Source organism: Neisseria sp. P0014.S002, assembly GCF_051958295.1.
In the GTDB taxonomy this organism is placed as follows: Bacteria; Pseudomonadota; Gammaproteobacteria; order Burkholderiales; family Neisseriaceae; genus Neisseria; species Neisseria flavescens_B.
Genome location: NZ_JBQCVO010000052.1, coordinates 1 through 301, shown reverse-complemented (window position 1 = coordinate 301; position 301 = coordinate 1). Strand labels below are relative to the sequence as shown.

Sequence of the window (301 nt, the reverse complement as noted above, 5' to 3'; positions counted from 1 at the left end):
CTCGTAGGATGTGTATAAGAGACAGGACTACAAGGGTATCTAATCCTGTTTGCTCCCCACGCTTTCGTGCATGAGCGTCAGTACAGGTCCAGGGGATTGCCTTCGCCATCGGTGTTCCTCCGCATATCTACGCATTTCACTGCTACACGCGGAATTCCATCCCCCTCTACCGTACTCTAGCTATGCAGTCACAGATGCAATTCCCAGGTTGAGCCCGGGGATTTCACAACTGTCTTACATAACCGCCTGCGCACGCTTTACGCCCAGTAATTCCGATTAACGCTTGCACCCTACGTATTAC

General features: G+C 51.5%; 1 rRNA gene. It reads right to left on the bottom strand.

The annotated features are described in order from the left end of the window. A 16S ribosomal RNA gene (locus ACTHSX_RS10565) occupies window positions 1-301 on the bottom strand; the annotation flags it as partial.